19 protein-coding genes and 1 tRNA gene are annotated in these 18,918 nt (G+C 40.5%); 19 read left to right on the top strand and 1 reads right to left on the bottom strand.

The genetic code is table 11. The features are described 5' to 3' along the window. Positions 1-10: 10 nt before the first annotated feature. The 14 genes from ruvB to L4C37_RS16435 all read left to right on the top strand — a co-directional run bounded on the left by ruvB (position 11) and on the right by L4C37_RS16435 (position 12,725). A complete protein-coding gene (gene ruvB, locus L4C37_RS16500; RefSeq protein ID WP_137372495.1) occupies positions 11-1,018 on the top strand; it encodes a Holliday junction branch migration DNA helicase RuvB in 1,008 nt (335 codons plus the stop codon). A gap of 577 nt (positions 1,019-1,595) precedes the next feature. Further along, entirely contained in the window at positions 1,596-3,182 is a 1,587-nt protein-coding gene (gene cydA / locus L4C37_RS16495) for a cytochrome ubiquinol oxidase subunit I (RefSeq protein WP_429769201.1), read from the top strand. 15 nt (positions 3,183-3,197) lie between these two features. Next, on the top strand, positions 3,198-4,334 hold the full coding sequence (gene cydB / locus L4C37_RS16490) for a cytochrome d ubiquinol oxidase subunit II (RefSeq protein ID WP_429769200.1): 1,137 nt from the start codon (positions 3,198-3,200) through the stop codon (positions 4,332-4,334). Between the two features lie 32 nt (positions 4,335-4,366). After that, positions 4,367-4,474, top strand: coding sequence for a cytochrome bd-I oxidase subunit CydX (cydX, locus tag L4C37_RS16485; RefSeq protein ID WP_000270284.1), 108 nt, complete (start codon positions 4,367-4,369; stop codon positions 4,472-4,474). A gap of 13 nt (positions 4,475-4,487) precedes the next feature. Next, positions 4,488-4,790 (top strand): cyd operon protein YbgE, encoded by a 303-nt coding sequence (ybgE, locus tag L4C37_RS16480; RefSeq protein ID WP_137372797.1) that lies wholly within the window; start codon positions 4,488-4,490, stop codon positions 4,788-4,790. A gap of 155 nt (positions 4,791-4,945) precedes the next feature. Continuing rightward, positions 4,946-5,365 (top strand): tol-pal system-associated acyl-CoA thioesterase, encoded by a 420-nt coding sequence (gene ybgC, locus L4C37_RS16475; protein WP_137372498.1) that lies wholly within the window; start codon positions 4,946-4,948, stop codon positions 5,363-5,365. Beyond that, the gene (gene tolQ / locus L4C37_RS16470; protein ID WP_137372499.1) at positions 5,355-6,038 is read left to right on the top strand and encodes a protein TolQ; all 684 of its coding nucleotides are present in this window, start codon (positions 5,355-5,357) and stop codon (positions 6,036-6,038) included. The genes ybgC and tolQ overlap by 11 nt, the downstream gene beginning before the upstream one ends. A 2-nt stretch (positions 6,039-6,040) precedes the next feature. Continuing rightward, positions 6,041-6,493 (top strand): ExbD/TolR family protein, encoded by a 453-nt coding sequence (locus L4C37_RS16465; protein WP_429769199.1) that lies wholly within the window; start codon positions 6,041-6,043, stop codon positions 6,491-6,493. A gap of 13 nt (positions 6,494-6,506) precedes the next feature. Further along, the gene (gene tolA, locus L4C37_RS16460) at positions 6,507-7,577 is read left to right on the top strand and encodes a cell envelope integrity protein TolA (RefSeq protein ID WP_429769198.1); all 1,071 of its coding nucleotides are present in this window, start codon (positions 6,507-6,509) and stop codon (positions 7,575-7,577) included. Between the two features lie 12 nt (positions 7,578-7,589). Beyond that, positions 7,590-8,942, top strand: coding sequence for a Tol-Pal system beta propeller repeat protein TolB (gene tolB, locus L4C37_RS16455; RefSeq protein ID WP_429769197.1), 1,353 nt, complete (start codon positions 7,590-7,592; stop codon positions 8,940-8,942). 45 nt (positions 8,943-8,987) lie between these two features. Beyond that, positions 8,988-9,533 carry a peptidoglycan-associated lipoprotein Pal gene (gene pal / locus L4C37_RS16450; RefSeq protein WP_137372503.1) on the top strand — a complete coding sequence of 182 codons (546 nt, stop codon included), beginning with the start codon at positions 8,988-8,990 and terminating at the stop codon, positions 9,531-9,533. A 33-nt stretch (positions 9,534-9,566) separates the two neighbouring features. Then, positions 9,567-10,349, top strand: coding sequence for a tol-pal system protein YbgF (gene ybgF, locus L4C37_RS16445; RefSeq protein ID WP_137372504.1), 783 nt, complete (start codon positions 9,567-9,569; stop codon positions 10,347-10,349). Between the two features lie 127 nt (positions 10,350-10,476). Further along, complete coding sequence (nadA, locus tag L4C37_RS16440) at positions 10,477-11,538, top strand: quinolinate synthase NadA (protein ID WP_429769196.1); 1,062 nt, start codon at positions 10,477-10,479, stop codon at positions 11,536-11,538. 149 nt (positions 11,539-11,687) lie between these two features. Continuing rightward, on the top strand, positions 11,688-12,725 hold the full coding sequence (locus L4C37_RS16435; protein ID WP_137372506.1) for a potassium channel family protein: 1,038 nt from the start codon (positions 11,688-11,690) through the stop codon (positions 12,723-12,725). A 137-nt stretch (positions 12,726-12,862) separates the two neighbouring features. Here L4C37_RS16435 and L4C37_RS16430 read toward each other — a convergent pair whose 3' ends face one another. Beyond that, positions 12,863-13,432: a UPF0149 family protein gene (locus tag L4C37_RS16430; protein WP_137372507.1), complete on the bottom strand. Its 570-nt coding sequence runs from the start codon at positions 13,430-13,432 to the stop codon at positions 12,863-12,865. A gap of 123 nt (positions 13,433-13,555) precedes the next feature. Between L4C37_RS16430 and L4C37_RS16425 the strand changes: the two genes are divergently transcribed. The 5 genes from L4C37_RS16425 (at position 13,556) to L4C37_RS16405 (ending at position 18,877) form a co-directional block, all read left to right on the top strand. Continuing rightward, positions 13,556-15,976 (top strand): hybrid sensor histidine kinase/response regulator, encoded by a 2,421-nt coding sequence (locus L4C37_RS16425; protein WP_489686374.1) that lies wholly within the window; start codon positions 13,556-13,558, stop codon positions 15,974-15,976. Between the two features lie 247 nt (positions 15,977-16,223). After that, positions 16,224-16,673: an L-alanine exporter AlaE gene (locus L4C37_RS16420; protein WP_273297427.1), complete on the top strand. Its 450-nt coding sequence runs from the start codon at positions 16,224-16,226 to the stop codon at positions 16,671-16,673. A gap of 166 nt (positions 16,674-16,839) precedes the next feature. Then, positions 16,840-16,927, top strand: a tRNA-Ser gene (locus L4C37_RS16415). A 240-nt stretch (positions 16,928-17,167) separates the two neighbouring features. Next, the gene (locus tag L4C37_RS16410) at positions 17,168-17,920 is read left to right on the top strand and encodes a hypothetical protein (RefSeq protein WP_429769194.1); all 753 of its coding nucleotides are present in this window, start codon (positions 17,168-17,170) and stop codon (positions 17,918-17,920) included. A gap of 165 nt (positions 17,921-18,085) precedes the next feature. Further along, positions 18,086-18,877, top strand: a complete 792-nt coding sequence (locus tag L4C37_RS16405; protein WP_429769193.1) for a PhzF family phenazine biosynthesis protein — start codon at positions 18,086-18,088, stop codon at positions 18,875-18,877. Positions 18,878-18,918: the final 41 nt, after the last annotated feature.

Genomic DNA, 18,918 nt, shown 5'->3' with positions numbered 1-18,918 from the left:
CCAAATAATTATGATTGAAGCTGATCGCCTAATCGCTCCTGATAATCCAGTCTTTAAAGATGAAGACGTTATTGATCGTGCTATCAGACCAAAAGCACTTGCTGATTACCGAGGGCAAGATCACGTACGTGACCAAATGGAAATCTTTATCAAAGCAGCGCAGTTGCGTAATGAAGCATTGGATCACTTACTAATTTTTGGTCCTCCAGGCTTGGGCAAAACGACTTTAGCTAACATTGTTGCTAATGAAATGGATGTGAATATTCGTACGACTTCTGGTCCGGTCTTAGAGAAAGCGGGTGATTTAGCTGCGTTGTTGACTAACCTTGAAGAAAATGACGTGTTATTCATTGATGAAATTCATCGACTAAGCCCTGTCGTAGAAGAGGTGCTTTACCCAGCAATGGAAGATTACCAATTAGATATCATGATTGGTGAAGGTCCGGCGGCACGCTCAATCAAGATAGATTTACCCCCATTCACTTTAATTGGTGCAACAACTCGTGCTGGTTCTCTAACCTCACCATTAAGAGACCGATTTGGGATCACGCAGCGTTTAGAGTATTACAAAATCCCGGATCTACAGCATATTGTTCAACGCAGCGCTGATTGCTTAAATTTATCAATGGAATCGGAAGGCGCCTTAGAAATAGCAAGAAGAGCGCGTGGTACGCCACGAATTGCTAACCGACTACTAAGACGTGTGCGTGATTATGCAGAAGTAAAAGGTGATGGGCATATTTGCCCTGACGTGGCAGATAAGGCGTTAAATATGCTAGATGTCGATGCTAAAGGTTTCGACTATATGGATAGAAAACTATTGCTAGCGATCATGGAAAAATTTGGTGGTGGTCCTGTTGGCTTAGATAATATGGCTGCGGCGATTGGGGAAGAGAAAGATACGATTGAAGATGTGTTAGAGCCATATTTGATTCAGCAGGGATATTTGCAGCGAACCCCTCGAGGTCGAATTGCGACAGATCGAGCGTACCTTCATTTTGGTATTGAAAAGGATTAACCTCCTTAAATATTTCATGCGCACTGTTTTTTTATATGCATGATAGTTTATTAGCCTAGTTGAATATCAACTAGGCTTTTTTGTTTTACCGACAAAAAATTTGAAACAAATAGCGAAGAAGGTAAGTGATCATTAATGAAAACATAGATTGATGATTTTTGTGTGGGTCATTAAATTGCAACAAAAAATAACAAGCAATGTTAACCCTTTGGGGGTATAGGTAATAATTGTGTTACTAGGGTGCCGTAATTTTGTCACGTGTATTGTCGGTTATTATTAATAAAGTCAGCATTGCTGTGATTTTAATCATAATTGCACAAAAATACCTCTAACTGGCGACTAGAAACTTGACTCAAATCAACGCAAGAAGCCCCTATAAATCTTTTGAAACATACTGATTTTACCAGTAATATTAGCCGCAGCTATATTAGCTAGTGCTTAACAATAATCTAACTATAACGGTACATTTTTGCTACAAATTACTCAGCGTTAATAACAAGTGATCTTGTTGGTTAACAGTGACGTTTTGCAGTAAAGAATCACAAAAGTGTCAATCAGCCGACACAAAGGAGCTACCATGATTGATGTTGTTGATCTATCGCGATTGCAGTTTGCATTTACAGCGATGTATCACTTCTTATTCGTTCCATTGACTTTAGGTATGGCGTTCTTACTAGCCATCATGGAGTCTATCTATGTAATGACAGGCAAACAAATTTACAAGGACATGACTAAGTTCTGGGGTAAATTGTTTGGTATAAACTTCGCTCTAGGTGTGGCTACAGGCCTGACTATGGAGTTTCAGTTTGGTACTAACTGGTCTTACTACTCTCACTATGTTGGCGACATCTTTGGTGCCCCGCTGGCTATTGAAGCGCTTGTTGCATTCTTCCTTGAATCTACCTTTGTTGGTCTTTTCTTTTTTGGTTGGGACAGATTGTCTAAGCGTCAGCACTTGGTGGTAACTTGGTTAGTAGCACTTGGCTCTAACTTTTCAGCATTGTGGATTCTTGTCGCAAACGGATGGATGCAAAACCCTGTTGGCGCTGAATTTAACTTCGAAACCATGCGTATGGAAATGGTGAGCTTTGCTGAAGTTGTTCTAAACCCAGTAGCTCAAGTGAAGTTTGTTCATACTGTTGCATCAGGTTATACAACAGGTGCGATGTTCATTCTTGGTATCAGCTCATACTACATTCTTAAAGGTCGTGACCTTGCTTTTGCTCGTCGTTCATTCGCAATTGCCGCTTCGTTCGGTATGGCTGCTATATTGTCAGTTATCGTATTGGGTGATGAATCTGGTTACGAGCTTGGTGAAGTTCAGAAAGTGAAGCTAGCAGCGATTGAAGCTGAGTGGCACACAGAAGAAGCACCTGCCGCATTTACTGTGTTTGGTATTCCAAACCAAGAGACAATGCATACTGATTACGCGCTAAAAATCCCTTATGTAATGGGCATTATCGCGACTCGTTCTTTTGATAAAGAAGTAACGGGCTTACGTGACCTACGTGATGATCACGTAGACCGTATCCGTACTGGTATGTACGCATATGAACTTCTTGAAAAATTACGTGCAGGCGACCGTTCTGAAGAGAACAAAGCCGCATTTGATGAAGTAAAAGGTGACCTTGGTTACGGCTTACTTCTGAAGCGTTATACAGACGAAGTTGTTGATGCAACTGAAGATCAAATTCAAATGGCTGCGGATGATTCAATTCCGACTGTATGGCCGTTATTCTGGTCATTCCGCCTAATGGTAGCCTGTGGTTTCATTATGCTGTTCGTATTCGGTGCTGCGTTTATTCAAACGTGTCGTCAGAAAATTGAACAGAAGAAATGGGTTCTTAAAGCTGCATTATTCTCAATTCCACTTCCTTGGATTGCAATTGAAGCAGGTTGGTTCGTTGCTGAGTTCGGTCGTCAGCCATGGGCTGTTGGTGAAATTCTACCTGTTAATGTGGCAGCGTCAGCGCTTACGATTGAACAGCTGTGGACGTCTTTATTTGCAATTCTTGCACTGTACACAGTGTTCTTAATTGCTGAAGTTTATCTAATGCTGAAATTCGCACGTAAAGGTCCAAGCAGTTTAAAAACAGGCCGTTACCACTTTGAACAAGAAGCAAGCTCTGTCGAAGACAAAGTAAGCCGTCAAGTCGAAGTATAAGTGAGGGAATAACAAATGTTTGATTACGAAATCTTACGACTTATTTGGTGGGTTCTGATCGGTGTATTACTGGTTGGTTTCGCTGTAACTGATGGCTTTGACATGGGCGTAGGCGCGCTTGTTCCCGTTATCGGTAAAAACGACACTGAACGCCGTGTAATGATCAACACAATCGCTCCACACTGGGACGGTAACCAAGTTTGGTTAATTACAGCTGGTGGCGCACTCTTTGCTGCGTGGCCATTGGTTTATGCGACATCTTTCTCAGGCTTTTATCTAGCAATGTACGTTGCTCTTGCCGCTCTTTGGCTTCGTCCTCTTGGGCTCGATTACCGTTCGAAAATCGAAGACCCAAAATGGCGTAGCTTGTGGGATGGTGCAATTTGCTTTAGTGGTACAGTTCCACCAATCATTTTTGGTGTAGCATTTGGTAACCTATTACAAGGTGTACCATTTGATCTGAATGATCTACTTATGTCTAAATACCATGGTTCATTCTTTGGTTTGCTAAACCCGTTTGCTCTGCTTTGTGGTGTTCTAAGTTTAACGCTGTTTATTTTGCAAGGTGCAACTTGGCTGCAAATGAAAACGACTGACGATGTTAAAGCCCGCTCTCGTACTATTGCACAGGTTGCCGGCATTATTATTGCTGCATTGTTTGCTGTTGGTGGTGTTTGGGTTCAATCAATTGAAGGTTATGTGATTACAAGCACTATAGATACTATGGCTGCATCTAATCCACTAAACAAAGAAGTTGCTCGTGAAATGGGTGCTTGGATGGCAAACTTTGAAGCTTACCCTGCACTATGGGCCGCGCCAATCTTAGGCGTTGCGATGCCTGTGCTTGCTGCGATAGCTTCTCGTTTTAACCGTGGTGGATTTGCATTCTTGTTCTCAAGCCTTACAAATGCTGGCGTTATTTTAACGGCTGGTTTTGCAATGTTCCCATTTGTAATGCCTTCAAGCCTGAACCCAAACCATAGTTTGACTATGTGGGATTCAACTGCAAGTGAATTAAGCTTGAACTTGATGACTGCTGTGGCTTTCGTAATGGTGCCGGTGATCTTGGGCTATACGACATGGACATACTACAAAATGTTTGGTCGCTTAGATAAGAAACACATCGAAGATAACGACGTTTCAGCTTACTAAGCCGAAAGTTTAAATTACTTAGGAGAACGTTTATGTGGTATTTCGCATGGATTTTGGGTGTACTGCTAGCATGTGCATTCGGCATCATTAATGCTCTTTGGTTAGAGCATTCAGAAATGATGGATAAAGACAGTGAGTAGCAACACTGGGCAAGTGACTAAGATTAACGGCATAGTAAATAAGCTACATAAGCCTATGGATAAAACCCTATTAAGAGTTTTATCCTTGGTGCTTGGCTTTTTACATGTAGGTTTAGTCATGTGGGAACCTGAGGCTTATGCTAATAGCATTGGCGGTTTTAACGCTATTATTGGTCCTTTATTTATTTGGGCTGTATGCTCGAGCATGGTTTATGGCATCGGTTTTAAGCCAAGAGCTTGGTTCTGGCAGGTTTGGTTTAGCCCATACTTCTCGCTTGCAATATTGCTTTACCTAACAGTACAAAGAATGTCATAAATCTAACTGTTCGGTTTTTGCTCAAAAAAAGGTCATCTAATTCAGATGACCTTTTTTTTACCACGCAAATCAAAAAATTACTTCCATCGAACTAGCAAAGCCAACGACTTGAGTTATAGTGATACCTTTATTAGTTTCTATAGCATGGTATAAATTTGCAGGGCTTATCTAAACCTTTCACGTGGCCAATCACTATTTATTATGAAGACACTGATGCTGGTGGAGTGGTTTATCACTCGAACTACCTTAAGTTCTTTGAAAGAGCTCGAACTGAGCTACTGCGATCTATTGGTGTTCATCAGCAAGTTTTATTAGAACAAAGTATAGGTTTTGTTGTCCGACACATGGATATTGATTTTATCCAGGGTGCGCGTCTTGATGATTCATTAAAAGTGACCACAACTATTGCAGAGTTGAAACGAGCTTCACTTACATTCTGTCAGGAAATCGTAAATCCTGATGGCAAAGTATTGTGTAAAGCAATGGTTAAGGTAGCATGTATCGATAATCAAAAAATGAAACCCAAAGCTATACCAACCTTTATTCTTTCGGAGTTAAACAACAGTGACAGCTGATATTTCAATTTTAGATCTTATCCTTGATGCAAGCTTATTGGTTAAGCTCGTTATGCTTACCCTGATGGGAATGTCAGTGGCGTCATGGGCAATGATCATCAAAAGAAGCAAGGTTTTATCTCAAGCATCTAAACAGACAGATGTGTTTGAAGATAAATTTTGGTCTGGTGTTGATCTGGCAAAGCTATACCAAGAAAGTAATAAACGGAAAGATGAGCTATCCGGTACAGAGGAGATCTTCTACGCAGGATTCACTGAATTTGCTCGTCTTCGCAAATCAAATGCGGCTTCTCCTGATTTCATTATGGAAGGAACTGGACGCGCAATGCGTGTTGCAGTAGCACGTGAAGTAGATGAATTGGAAACAAATTTACCTTTCTTAGCAACAGTTGGTTCTATTAGTCCATACATTGGTTTATTTGGTACAGTTTGGGGGATCATGCATTCCTTCATTGCTCTTGGGCAAGTAAAACAAGCAACGCTAGCGATGGTCGCTCCTGGCATCGCAGAAGCTTTGATTGCAACTGCAATGGGTCTATTTGCCGCAATTCCAGCAGTAATGGCTTATAACCGATTCAGTAGTAGTGTTGGTAAGTTGGAACACAACTACGCAACTTTCTCTGAAGAATTTCATAGCATCCTTCACCGCCAAGCTATGGCCGGTAGGGAATAAAAATGGCGGGATACCAACCAAAAAAACGCAAAATGACAGCTGAGATTAACGTTGTACCTTACATCGACGTTATGCTCGTTTTGCTTATCATTTTTATGGTGACCTCTCCATTCGTTACTCAGGGTGTAGATGTTGAGCTTCCTGAGGCTTCAACCGCTCAATCTGCTAGTGAAATGATGGGAGATGAAAGTGATGGGAATTCAAGTTTCATTATTGTTGAAGTCGACAAAGAGGGGCTATTAGGTCTCAGTGTTAATGATGAAGACGTTCAACGTGGTTTATCACTTGAAGACATCATTGTTCGAGTAAAAGCTGAGCTGAGTATTAATCCTAACTCTCCAGTAGCAGTGGGTGGCGATATTTCAACACCTTACGGCGAGGTCGTCCTTCTTCTTGATGAACTAAGCCGCGCAGGTGTCCCTAAAGTGGGTCTTCTAACGGATATAAAGGAATAGCTCCGTAGCATTCATGAAAGTTAATAATAAAAATAAAGCGAGCAGCTATAGTAAGCCATTAGTGGTCTCGTTGAGTTTACACTCCGTGCTCGTTGCAGCTTTAATATTCGGAGCTGATTTTAATTCATCTGAACCAAAACCTAGTGGTCAAATGGTTCAGGCGGTAGTTATTGATCCTCAATTAGTGCGTCAGCAAGCGAATCAAATTCGTCAGCAAAGAGAAGAGGCGAGCAAGAAAGAACAGGAACGCTTAGATAAGCTGCGCAGAGAAAGTGAAAGATTAGAACGTAATCGAAAAGCTGAAGAAGAAAACATACGCAAGCTAAAGGAAAAGCAGGTTAAAGAAGCTAAAGCAGCAAGAGAAGCTGAGAAAATCCGCGTAGAGAAAGAAAAACAACGCAAAGCTGAAGAAGTTCGTTTGCAAAGTGAGAAGAAAAAAGCAGCAAAAGCTGAAGCCGAAAGAAAGAAAAAAGAAGCCGCAGTTCGTAAAGCTGAAGAGCAGCGAGTTGCCAAACAGGCTGCAATCGCCAAAGCGGAAAAAGAGCGTATAGCGAAAGAGGAAGCAGCCAAAGCTTCAGCTGAGAAAGCTCGAAAAGAAAAAGAAGCGGCAGAGCTGGCTGAGAAACAGCGCATAGCTAAAGAGAAAGAAGCGAAAGCTGCTGAGGAAAAGGCACGTAAAGCGAAAGAGGCGGCAGATAAAGCTGAAAAAGAACGCAAACTTCAAGAAGCCGCTTTGAATGATATTTTCGCTGGTCTTGAAACTGAGTCATCTCAAAATACTTCAGCAAGACAACAATTTGTAAGCTCTGAAGCGGATCGATACGGAGCTATTTACACTCAATTAATCCAGCAAAACTTGCTACTTGAAGACAGTTTTCGAGGCAAGTCTTGTAAAGTTAATTTGAAATTAATACCAACGGGAACCACTGCAATTTTAGGTAATCTTTCCATCTTAGATGGAGACAGCCGATTATGCGCAGCAACAAAACGAGCAGTTGCACAAGTAAAGTCTTATCCGTTACCGAAAGATCCGGATGTAATTAATTCACTTAAAAACATAAACTTAACTGTTTTACCAGAGTAAAAGGATGAACCCGTGTTTAAGAAACTATTACTAAGTTTAGCATTTGTAATAGCAACGAGCAGTCAGTATGCACAAGCTGCTTTAGAGCTGGTCATTACAGATGGTATAAACTCAGCTCGACCAATTGCAATTGTTCCGTTCAAATGGGAAGGAGCTAAGCCTCTACCTCATGATGTTTCAGCTGTTATCGCTTCTGATTTACAACGAAGTGGTAAATTCAGCCCTGTTGCAACGAATAAAATGCCTCAGACTCCATACAGTGAAGCTGATGTGAATTTTGATGCGTGGACAACGCTAGGTGTCGATTCACTGCTAACTGGCTCAATTAGCCAGAATGCTTCAGGTGAATACGTCATTAACTATCAGCTTATTGATATTGTACGTGGCCAACTAACAAACGGGCAAAGCCGAGCATTAAGTGATGAAGGGCAGTTAGTTTTATCTAAGGACCATGTCCTATTTAATAAACGCGCCACGATTACAGGTGAACGACTAAGAGAATATGCGCATCGAATTTCAGATTTAGTTTATCAAGAACTGACTGGAGAAAAGGGTGCCTTTTTGACTCGTATCGCTTATGTAGTCGTCAATGACAAAGATAAGTACCCGTATCAGTTACGAGTAGCTGATTACGACGGTTTTAATGAGCGTTTAGTTTTACGTTCAAAACAGCCTTTAATGTCACCAGCATGGTCACCTAATGGTCAAAAACTGGCTTATGTTAGTTTCCAAAATGGTCAAGCTGAGATATTTGTTATGAATATCTATACAGGTGAGCGAGAAAAAGTAACGTCATACCCTCGTCACAATGGTGCGCCACGATTCTCTCCTGATGGAAAAGAATTAGCTTTAGTGCTTTCGAAGACTGGCAGTTTACAAGTTTATACTCTGAATCTCCAAAGCAAAAAATTAACTCAGATTACTCGTGGACGTTCAAATAACACTGAACCATTCTGGTATCCAGATGGGAAGTCGTTAGTATTTACCTCTGATCGCGGTGGTAAACCTCAGATTTATAGGGTAAATTTGACAGACAACTCGACAACTCGTCTTACTTGGCAAGGCAGCCAAAACTTAGGTGGTCAAATAACGCCTGATGGCCGATTCCTTATCATGGTGAATCGCAGTAATTCAGGGTTTAATCTGGCTAAACAAGATTTGGAAACTGGGGCTGTTCAAGTGTTGACTAAAACACTACTGGATGAGTCTCCAAGCATTGCACCAAATGGTGGTATGGTTATCTATAGCTCCATTTATAACAAGACAAACGTGCTTTCAATGGTTTCTATTGATGGACGATTTAAAGCTAGATTACCGGCAACAAATGGGCGTGTAAGAGCGCCTGCATGGTCTCCGTTTTTATAGCGTAAATAGTTAAAAACTAAGTTTGATAACGTAAGGAAAAATAAGATGCAACTTAATAAAGTTCTTAAAGGCTTGATGATTGCACTACCAGTAATGGCAGTAACAGCATGTAGCTCAAGTGATGACGCAACTTCTTCAACTTCTGGTACTGAAACTAACCAAACAACTGGTTCAGAAGGTAACAACACTGTAGATACAACTGTTGTAACTCCAATTGACGCTAACGGTCAACTTTCAGAGCAAGAGCTAAAAGAGCAAGCACTACGCGAAACTCAAACTATTTACTTCGCTTTTGATAACTCAACTATCGCTGGTGACTACGAAGCTATGCTTTCTGCTCACGCTGCTTACCTAAGCAAAAACGTGAACATGAGCGTAACTATTGAAGGTCATGCTGATGAGCGTGGTACTCCAGAGTACAACATTGCTCTAGGCGAGCGTCGTGCTGAAGCTGTTGCAAAATACCTACAAGCGCTAGGTGTTCAAGCTGACCAAATCTCTATCGTAAGCTACGGTGAAGAGAAGCCACTTCTTCTAGGTCAATCTGAAGATGTGTACGCTAAAAACCGTCGTGCAGTACTAGTTTACTAATTTTAGTAAATTATCTAATTGAGGAAATGCCTCATGTTCAGTAACACTAAGCGAGCAGTTATGCTTACGTTACTGGCAAGTGCAGCGAACTTAGTGTTCGCTGCACCAGCTCCAGTATCAGAAATCAATAACTCCACCGCAACCTCTACAACTTCTTCTAGTCCCTCAGCTAGCGAATCTGATATTCAACGTCTTGAAAGATTATTGCAGAACCGAAATCGTGTTCAGTTGCAGATGCAACAGCAAATTGACGAGATGTCTCTTGAAATCAGCGAACTGCGCGGTCAGCTAGAACGAAATAGCTATGATATGCAGCAGATGTTGGAACGCCAACGTCAATTGTTTATCGAATTAGATCGCGTACGAAATGAAGTGAAAACTTCAGGTAAAGCGGTTGTTTCAGTTGATAACGCAGCTGAATCTGGTGATTCTACCGGTACTTTTAGTACGGATGTTGATGAGCAAACTGCTTATCAAAATGCTGTAGATATGATTTTAAAGCAACGTGACTATACTGGTGCGATTGCTGCATTTCAGCAGTTCCAAAAAGACTTTCCTGATTCGACATTTACGCCTAATTCACATTATTGGTTAGGGCAGCTTTATTTTGCTAAGAAGCAAGATAAAGAGGCAGTAAAAAGTTTTGCCGCTGTAGTTGCTTACTCTGATTCGAATAAACGAGCAGATGCTTTAGTTAAACTTGGTGATATTTCAGCTAGAAATAACAATCAAGAACAGGCTAAAAAGTATTATCAACAAGTGGTCGCTGAGTACCCGAATAGTGCTTCAGCTAAAGTCGCAAAGACTCACTTATAGTGAATAAAGGAAGAGGTGCATTTAGCGCCTCTTTTTTCATTTTAGGCCTCCCCGTAATCCTTTTTGATCCTTATGCCTCTCAGGTGTAGAATGCTCGTATTATAGGAAGTTGCATAGAGCAAGAGCAATGAGCCACATATTAGACAAAATCGAAACCGTTTATCCTTTCCCGCCAAAGCCAGTACCACTAAGTGATGCTCAAAAATTGGCGCATCTTGCAAACATTAAACAGCTATTAAAAGAAAAAGACGCTGTTTTGATTGCACACTATTACACAGATCCTGAAATTCAAGCTTTAGCTGAAGAAACCGGTGGTTTTGTTGGTGACTCTTTAGAGATGGCTAAATTTGGTAATCGTCATTCAGCAAGTACTTTAATTATTGCTGGTGTACGTTTTATGGGTGAATCTGCAAAAATTCTAACCCCAGAAAAACGTATCTTGATGCCAACTTTAGAAGCAGAGTGCTCACTAGATTTAGGCTGTCCCGCTGATAAATTCTCTGAGTTTTGTGATGCTCACCCGGACCATACAGTCGTTGTTTATGCTAATACTTCTGCTGCTGTGAAGGCTCGTGCTGACTGGGTAGTAACATCAAGTATTGCGCTTGAAATTGTAGAAAGCTTAGATGCTGAAGGTAAACCAATTATTTGGGGACCAGACCGTCATTTAGGTTCATACATTGCCAATCAAACAGGTGCGGACATGTTGCTTTGGCAAGGTGAGTGTATTGTTCATGATGAGTTTTCAGCTGATGCACTAAAGAAAATGAAATCAGTCTACCCTGAAGCCGCAATTCTTGTGCATCCTGAATCACCAGCTAGTGTGGTTGAACTTGCAGACGCTGTTGGCTCGACAAGTCAGCTGATCAAGAAAGCAAAAGAGCTACCTCATAAGCAAATGATTGTGGCGACTGATAAAGGCATTTTCTTCAAAATGCAGCAATTAGTGCCTGAAAAAGAATTGATTGAAGCGCCTACAGCAGGTGCTGGTGCTACTTGTCGTAGCTGTGCTCATTGCCCATGGATGGCTATGAACGGCTTACAAGCGATCGAAAATGCATTAAAAAATGGTGGAGAGCAGCATGAAATCTTCGTTTCTGAAGAGTTAAGAGTCAAATCTTTGATCCCTTTGAACCGCATGCTAGATTTTGCTGAACAGCTTAATCTACAGGTAAAAGGTAACGCTTAAACTTAGCTGTTTCATCTTAACAAAAACCAGCGTTCGCTGGTTTTTTTGTATCTGGTTTATATCATCCGATTATTGATGTTGAAATTGATATTACGGTGAAGCATTATGAACTAACAAGTATGCTAAAAGAGGTCTAAAAATATTTTAACATGATGATTTGGCTGCAATTAAAACGTTGGGTACAAGCGAATGTTTTTGTGCTGAATGGCAAGAATTTATTTTTAACTTTTCTAGGTTACTCAGTTCTGTCTTGGGTACTTCTAGTTGCTGCAAATGAAACAGCGTTAACTGAGTCGTTTACGACATTTGTTTATTACCTAGTCGTGACAGGCTCTACTGTTGGTTACGGTGATATGTCCCCGACAACAGATCTGGGACGCTGGATTGTAATTTTGTTTGTAATCCCCGGTGGTTTGAGTTTATTTGCTGGGATACTAGGCAAATTAGCGACAGAAGGTATTCATTATTGGCGAGCTGGTCTATTAGGAAAAAGGAGAGTACGGGTGGAAAATCATATTTTGATGTTGGGGTGGAATGAGCAAAGAACGATACACCTGATTCGTATGCTACAACATGAAGAAACAGGAAGACGACCTATTGTTTTGTGTACTCGCTCCGATATCGAAAACCCTCTACCTGGAGAAATCAGTTTCGTTAAAGTCAACAGCTATACCGATGGCAAAGAAATGGAAAAGACAGGGATAGAGAGTGCGAGCTGTATTCTCATAGATAGCCCTGAAGATGATATTACTCTTTCTGCAGCGCTATATTGTGCGAATCGAAATCCACAAGCGCATTTGCTTGTTTACTTCAAAGATGAAGCGTTAAGTGATCTTCTTCATCAGCATTGCCCTAATTCAGAGTGTATTCCTGCTGTGGGTGCTGAAATGCTGGCAAAAGCTGCAGTTGACCCAGGCTCAAGTGCGCTACATCAAGAACTTTTGAGTTCAACAAGGGGGATGACTCAATACTCGACCCATTACCCTGAAGGTTCACCAACAATCACTGTTTCACCTATTTTTTCGATGTTTAAAGCCGATTATCAGGCGACCTTAATTGCAATTGATGTTGGTAATGGAATAGAGCTGAACCCAGACCTCAACACTGTTATAACTGAAGGTACGAAGCTGTTTTATATCGCCGACGAACGAATTGATAGCTTTGACTGGAAGTCGTTAAACTCTTAGAAATCAGTTTAGTTACACTGTGTTGTGTTCGTTGATGATGTCACCAAATAGAAGGTCTCAGAAATTCTGAGACCTTCTATTTTTGTACTGGATCTAGCAATTACTGATAATCTCAGTTAATTACTTGCCTTCAACTATTACTGTTCTTCAGCTAACGCAATGCCGCGTTGAGTGATTCCGCATAGCATGACGGGCACAGCATTGAAGATCTCTTCAAATTGCTCTAAGCCTTCGATACCTTGCTCTGCTAATGTTGCAATAGAAGTTTCAGGGTCAAACAGCATACTCAATGAAAGCAATACACCACCGAGCAGAGCATTGTCTTCGCTGTCTTCTGGCATTAAAGTTTCCCAGTCATCACGAGAAATTTGCCAACCTTGAAGCAAACCTTCACAAAAGTCTCGAGCTGCACTATTCACAACTTCTTCATCGTCAAGCTGGCAAGCTTCAGGCCAAGTCCAAGTACCTTCAATTAATGCCGGTCGTGTATTGTTCCATAGCTCGATGATAACTTCGATGTAAGATTCAAGCTGTTCACCATCGCTGAATGGTGCAACCTCTTCGCCACCCCATAAGAAAGGCAACCATTCATGTGGGGTTAACACATTCGGAGCAGACGCCATTGAAGTGACAAAGCCAAGAGTTTTACTTTCTGTTAGAAGCTTTCCTTGAAGTTCAGGAAGCGCAAGAATGTCTTGTAGAGTCAAAGTTAGATACCGTAAATAAAAGAAGATATTACGTTTATGATAACAATCGTAGAAGGAACTAAAAAGCTTGAAGTAGCAGATTATTCTCGATAGTTTAAACTAAAAAGAAAACTATGAAGAATTATGTATATACGGTCGTCTTTAAAGAAAAAAAGTATGATAGCGCTTGGTTTGTATCTCGCGTTTTTTATTGCCATTATTGGTAGTGTGACTTACTTCGTTGTTGAATCTCCCGTACGAGCAAAGTTACAGCAAAATCTAGACCTTAGAACTGAATTACTCTCTTCTTTTATTTCAGAGCCACTCAATAGCTCTCAAGGCTTTTTAAATAGCATTGTTGGATTAGCTCAAACAAAACAAGCAACCCCTGATTTAGCCCTGCTATTCGCTTCTTTTCTTTCAACTAGTGATGACATTATTGTCAGCGCTGGTATTTGGCCAGAACCTTACGCTCTCAGTCCCAATCAAGTGCTTGATAGTCAATTTTTCAACAAGGCTTCCGGCGGTCAAGTTGATCAGATCTTATCCTATAATAATCCACAAGCTCTCCCTTATCATCAAGAGGGTTGGTATACCTCTGTTGTAAACCAAGCACCGGAATTCGTCTCTTGGTCTGATGTATATATCGACCCTTATACTCATATTCAAATGATCACCGCATCTATGCCTTACTACCTTCAAGGGGAGTTTTCGGGGGTGGCGACCGTTGATTTATCATTAGATGAACTGCTTATCTTTATTAAAAATCACGCTGAAGAATATGAATTAGGTATTACTTTAAAAGATCAACATGACCAGGTACTTGTCACGCATAATTTTAATCTCGTAGAAGGGATATATATAAGTCAGCACCAGTTTGGTCAGTTTGAATGGACAGTCGATGTTGTGAACTCTAAGCGACTAGTGGCTGATGAAGTTTTCCACCAAGTTATGAGTGTTGAAAGCGGTATTGTTCCATTTCTATTGCTTTGTGTAATGGCGGGTTATTACTTGCTGAACCGTTACCTGATAAGCCCGATTACCAAGATTGCAAAGAAACTGGATGATTCCAAAACAGGAGGCATCATTGATCTGACCTACACAAGTCAGGATGAAATTGCTCACCTTATCAATACATTTAATGAAAAGACCATCTATTTAGAGGCTGAAAAGGTCAAAGCCCAGGCTTCAACTAATGCCAAAACAGCCTTTCTTGCTACTCTCTCGCATGAAATACGCACGCCTATGAATGGGGTTTTAGGTACTGCGCAGATCTTACTGAAAACAGATTTGAATGAAGATCAGAAAAAACACCTAAAAAGTTTATATGATTCCGGCGATCATATGATGACTTTATTGAATGAGATTCTAGACTTTTCAAAGATAGAGCAGGGTCACTTAGATTTAGATAAAACCAGCTTCCCACTAGATTCCATTATCGGCAGTATCAATAGTGTTTATCACACATTATCGACAGAGAAAGGCTTGCAGTTCAAAGTTTATTCGGAGGTACCAGTTGAGCGGTGGTATTACTCTGATAAAGCGCGATTAAGGCAAATATTGTTTAACCTATTGAATAATGCCGTGAAGTTTACTTCACGTGGTTTTGTTGAAGTGTATTTAAAAGAAGTGCATGAAAGGAATGATACTTATTTATCAATTAATGTCCGAGATACTGGCATTGGTATAGCAAAAGATGCTCAAGACAAAATATTTAAACCATTTGAGCAAGCGGAATCTTCGACTACCCGTCGTTATGGCGGTACAGGTCTCGGTTTGGCTATTGTTAAAAAAATCACGCAGCTAATGGAAGGTGATATCACTGTCACTAGTGAGCAGGGGATTGGAACAAGTTTTGATGTTCGATTAAAAATCCAACCTTGTAAACCCGGGTCAGTTGAAAACCTGATCCATAGAAATCTCAACTTCTCTGGAATGAAAGTCCTCATCGTTGAAGATAACCGAACCAACACCATTATCATTGAAACTTTTATGAAAAATAAAGGGTTTGAGTGTAAGAGCGTTGAAAATGGAGAGCAAGCGATACAGGCAGTTGTTGCAGAGTCTTTTGATTTAATTTTAATGGATAACCACATGCCCGTTATGGATGGCGTAGAAGCAACTCTCGCCATTAGGGCTTTAGCGGGCGATGCTCGTTCAGTACTTATTTTTGGTTGTACAGCCGATGTATTTAAAGAAACAAGAGAAAGGATGTTAGGAGCGGGGGTGGACTATATTATCGCTAAACCAATTGACGAGCGTGAATTGGATGATGCACTTTATCGCCATTCAAAAAAATTGTATCAATATAGCCCGGAAAAACAGCCATCAGAACAGGTTGATGAAAGCTCGGAGGACCTTCTTGTGGCACTTTATGTAGCACTTGAAGATAGAAATAATCAAGATGCACATATTGTTCTGGAGAAACTACAAATCCTAGCGCAGCCTAAAAATGATGATTTATTAATTAGTACTATTAATGAGTCAATTCAAGCACTAACAAATTCAACATTCCCTAGTAAAGACAAAATAGACCTAATTACAGTAAAGCTCTCGGATGTATAATTTGTATTAAACTTTCAGTAATTAATTTTCAAAATGAACAAAAACTAGACTGGTGTCACTTTTTTGGTGATTCCATCTAGTTCTATACGCTTTTTTGGTTGTTAATTTACCTCTTGGTTTCATATTTGGAATGTAACACTGCAAATGTTGTGATTTAATAGCGATATTCTCTGGGTTGCTTACTAGTAGCCTTTTTATATGTTACTAAATTGCCTCTTTGGCAGTTGTATGTTTTGGTGGTAGTGAAATGAAATCTCGTGGTCCATTTTGTCTTCGCAATGCAGCAGCGGATACATTTGCTATGGTTGTTTTCTGTTTTATTTCAGGAATGATTGTTGAGATCTTCATATCAGGCATGTCATTTGAGCAATCACTAGCTTCTAGAGTGCTATCAATACCTGTGAATATTGCTATTGCGTGGCCTTACGGTGTGTTCCGTGATTGGTTTTTACGTAATGGAGCGAAACTGTCAGGAACTTCGTTGATGAAGAATATTTCTGACTTGATGGCTTATGTGCTTTTCCAGTCTCCCGTGTATGCAGGAATCTTGTTTGCTGTTGGAGCGTCTACGGATCAAATCATTACTGCTGTAACCAGTAATGCAGTGATTTCATGTGGTATGGGAGTGCTTTATGGTTACTTTCTGGATATGTGTCGTAAGTGGTTTAAAGTGCCAGGTTATTACCAACAAGCTTAAGCTTTAGTGCTCTATATCTATCTGAATTGGTTTGTTTTTGATCTAATGAGTTGTTTTGTAATCAAACAAACACAATTAAGTGACTTTTTTAGTGAAGTCGCTTGACCGCAAGACCGATAGACATTAAATTAGCACCCCGTTGAGCAGCAAGCTTAACAAACAATATGGTGAGGTGTCCGAGTGGCTGAAGGAGCACGCCTGGAAAGCGTGTATACGGCAACGTATCGAGGGTTCGAATCCCTCCCTCACCGCCATATTTAGAAAAAAGACGTCTTAGGGCGTCTTTTTTCGTATCTGAAGCGATAACATTTTGCATTAGATACAGAGCGATTTTCTTTCCTGTTCGATACACTTATCGCGCTTCTCACCTTTATGCATGAGCGTTAGCCTAGTCACCTCAAACTTAGTCTACTAGAAGCTTGTTGTATTCATTAAGAAGTATCATATTGCTCGTAATGAGAACGTCACTCTTCGCTTTTTAGATTACGAACCCAATGAAAATACTGCTGATTTTTGCTTGCCTGATTCTCCCAATTGCTTTCGTGATTGGTATGCACAACTTAATTGCCCACTTTATGATTCCAAGAGTCATGCGATCTCAAGCGAGTCGATCACTTTACTTTATTTCTGCTTTTATTGGCGTCCCTATTCATGAGTTGTCTCATGCTTTCTTTGCTGTTTTGTTCAGGCATAAAATTGACAAAATGTGTTTATTTCAGCGAGAAAGCAGCGGGCGGCTAGGCTATGTTCAGCATCGCTGGAATACTCGTTCTTTATACCAAGTTATTGGTCTGTTCTTTATTGCCATTGCTCCGCTTTTTGGTGCGGGGTTAGTTATCGTGTTGAGCAGGTATTCTTTTAATATCCCAATTGAAGGTTTTCATTACACAACTCAGAACGCCAACCTTGTTGATATGGTGAAAGTGATTTACTCAAATATGACTATTTTGACTCACTCAGCAATGGATCAGTGGCATGCTTTTGCTTGGCTTATTGCGATGTCTCTGATTAGTTTTCATTGTATTCCAAGCCGTACCGATTTTAATCATGCCCTGAAAGGGTCCTTTATTGTTCTTGCCGTTATTAGCTTGCTGCTGGTGAGTTTTGACGTTCTCAATTTTCAGAGCGCGAGCAGTATTATTTTTGTTGTTTGGTCTGTCAGTGTGACTATGTTGAGCCTTGTATTTGTTTCTTCGCTACTTTGGTGGGGTATTCTGCTTTTATTCTCATTCATACCAAGTCGCTAGTGTTATTTATATTATGGATTAAAAAAACATATCACTGATGTTTGGTATATTGGAAAGCAGATGTAGTTAAATAGAAGTGAATAGCTCAATAGAAGTGAATAGCTCAATAGAAGTGAATAGCTCAATAGAAGTGAATAGTTAAATAGATGAAACTAAGGGTAGGGAATGGAATTAGAGATATTTGTTGTTGATGCATTTTCAAAAAAGCGGTTCGGTGGCAATTCAGCTGCTGTGATTGTTGTTAATGATTGGTTAGAAGTCGCCTTAATGCAGTCGATAGCAGCTGAGAATAATTTATCTGAAACGGCGTTTGTAAAGCCATTGGGTGGCAATCGATATTTCATCCGTTGGTTTTCACCTCTGACCGAGATTGATTTTTGCGGTCATGCAACTTTAGCTTCGTCCTACGTTTTATTTAATTACTTGAATGTTCGAGAAGAGATTCATTTTGAAACCCTTGAAGTAGGGACATTGACTGTCACTCAAGAGGCTGACTCGCGAATTGTGATGAGTTTTCCAAATCAGAAACCAGAACTGGTTAACGATATTCCTAAAAATTTATTAGATGGGCTAACGATCAAACCTGTTCAGGTGCTTAAAAATCGCCAGGCTTATGTCGCTGTTCTCGCATCTGAAGATGAAGTGAAAGACATTAAATATCATACGGAGCTTTTGAAAACGTTATCGCCTTTAGATGTGGTTGTGACAGCCCAAGGAAGTGAATATGACTTTGTTTCTCGCTATTTTTGGCCAGATAACGGTGGGTTAGAAGATCCTGTTACTGGGTCTATTCACGCAGGGTTAGCGCCATACTGGACTGAGCAATTGGGCAAATCTGAGCTTGTTGCATTTCAGGCTTCAAAACGAGGAGGCGTATTGTACTGTTCGCTTGAGGAGGATCGCGTATTAGTCTCTGGATATGGAGTTTTATATCTGCGAGGCAGTATCAATATTTAATAAGCTATGAGCGAATGAATATGTGGAAAGTTGCGAGCTTC

It is taken from the genome of Vibrio kagoshimensis, from assembly GCF_050337535.1.
Classification (GTDB): Bacteria; Pseudomonadota; Gammaproteobacteria; order Enterobacterales; family Vibrionaceae; genus Vibrio; species Vibrio gallaecicus.
This window is presented reverse-complemented; position numbering and strand designations above follow the sequence as displayed.